The organism is Mucilaginibacter sp. (assembly GCF_036383575.1).
Lineage (GTDB): Bacteria > Bacteroidota > Bacteroidia > Sphingobacteriales > Sphingobacteriaceae > Mucilaginibacter.
This window is the reverse complement of the sequence record NZ_DASVOB010000604.1, coordinates 1-1,906: the sequence shown is the minus strand read 5'-3', so window position 1 is coordinate 1,906 and position 1,906 is coordinate 1. Positions and strand designations below refer to the sequence as shown.

At 43.0% G+C, this 1,906-nt stretch carries 2 protein-coding genes; one reads left to right on the top strand and one right to left on the bottom strand.

The window, feature by feature from the left end; all coding sequences use genetic code 11:
• The coding region (locus tag VF500_RS21550) for a DUF2911 domain-containing protein (protein WP_330861659.1) at window positions 1–656 on the bottom strand (656 nt) is incomplete at its 3' end.
• A 165-nt stretch (window positions 657–821) separates the two neighbouring features.
• Between VF500_RS21550 and VF500_RS21545 the strand changes: the two genes are divergently transcribed.
• The coding region (locus tag VF500_RS21545) for a class I SAM-dependent rRNA methyltransferase (protein WP_330861658.1) at window positions 822–1,906 on the top strand (1,085 nt) is incomplete at its 3' end.

Below are 1,906 nucleotides of genomic sequence, written 5' to 3'. Positions count from 1 at the left end.
AGGGCTTTATCAACGTCTTTATGGTTTTCGTAGTAGTATTGTATGGCGTTGAAATAGTATGGTTTGCGGTCGCCTTTCATCAGCTCATCAATATTGGCTGTGATTTTGGCGTCGTCATCAGTTTCCATGTGGATATAGGCCGCGGTTTTGTCCCAAACCAAAACAAGGTCGGTTGATTTGGTAGTTGTATTAACAAAAGCCATAGTAAACGTTTCGCGTTTTTCGCTCACGCGGATTGGCTTGATATTAAAACGCAGAAAATCCTGGTCTTGCTTGTAACTATAAGCGCCCCATTGTTTTACCACTTTATTAAGGATGATAGTCCATTCGCCTTTAGTTGGGATGCTGAATAGCGAATAAGTGCCTGCAGGTATAGGGTTACCTTCAATAACAACTTTTTCGGTAAAGGTGATGGTTGTTGCCGCGTTGGCACCGGTGCGCCAAACTTCGCCGTAAGGGATAATGCCCCCGAATATTTTGCGGTCTTTAACATTTGGACGGGAATAAGTGATGGTTATTTTCCCTAATCCGAAATCCTGGATGATGGTTTGAGTTGAGCTGGCCTCAGGTATGCGAGGTATCTGAGCGTATGACTTTGAGCTAAAACAACAGCACACTATCAGCATACTGAACAGGAGTACGTAGGTTTTTTTCATGATTATAGTTTTCGAATCTAAGATACCAAATGTTTTAATGCGGATATTATTGTGTATGACCTAAAAATATTTTCAAGGTTTAGAAGCCTTAATACAAATACGTAATAAATGAAGGCCGCGTTACTGCAAAGTTAAAATTGCCAGCGCTTTATTACCTTTGCACCCATGATTGACGTTATATTAAAGAAGGGTAAAGAAAAAGCCGTACTGCAAAGGCATCCCTGGGTATTTTCAGGGGCGATTGAAAAAGTAAAGGGCAAACCTGCCAATGGCGATGTGGTTCGCTTAGTGAATACACAAGGCGAATTTATGGCCTATGGCTTTTATAACGATCAATCGCGGGTTACTTTGCGTTTACTGGAGTGGAATAAGGATGCGCAGGTTAATGAAGCCTGGTTTCGTGAAAAAGTAGCCACTGCTGTTAAAAGCCGTGCTAACATATTGGCTAACGGTACCAATACCTGTCGTTTAATTTTTAGTGAATCGGATTATCTGCCGGGGCTAATTGTTGATAAATATGCCGGCCATTTGGCAGTGCAGGTACTTACCTCGGGTATTCAAAATGTAATGCCTGTTATTATTGATGAACTAAAAAAATTGCTCAATCCCGAAAGTATTTCGGATAAAAGTGATAATGCTTCACGTGCCCACGAAGGGCTGCCCGAAGCTGAGAATAAAGTACTTGCTGGCAGTCCGCCGCCTGAGCTGGTTGAGGTGTTAGAAAACAATGTTATTTACGGTATCAATATCACCGAAGGCCAAAAATCCGGCTTTTATTGCGATCAGCGCGATAATCGTCATGTGTTGGCTGTACATACTAAAGATAAAAAGGTACTGGACTGCTTTTGTTATACCGGCGGCTTTACGTTGAACAGCCTTAAAGAAGGCGCCGCATCAGTAACCAGTGTAGACAGCTCGGCGTTAGCTATTGAAACGCTGGCCGAAAATATCAGGCTGAATAAACTGGATGCAACCAAACATATAGCCATTAAATCCGACGTGAATGTTCAGCTTCGTAAATTCAGGGATGAGGGTGAAAAGTTTGATGTTATTGTACTGGATCCGCCTAAATATGCGCCATCGCGCTCGGCATTAACCCGTGCTTCACGTGCCTATAAAGATCTGAACCGTTTAGGTATGCTGCTCCTTAACGAGGGTGGTTTGCTGGCTACCTATTCCTGCTCGGGTGCAATGGATATGGAAACTTTTAAACAAGTGATTGCCTGGGCCGCGCTTGATGCCGGTAAGCA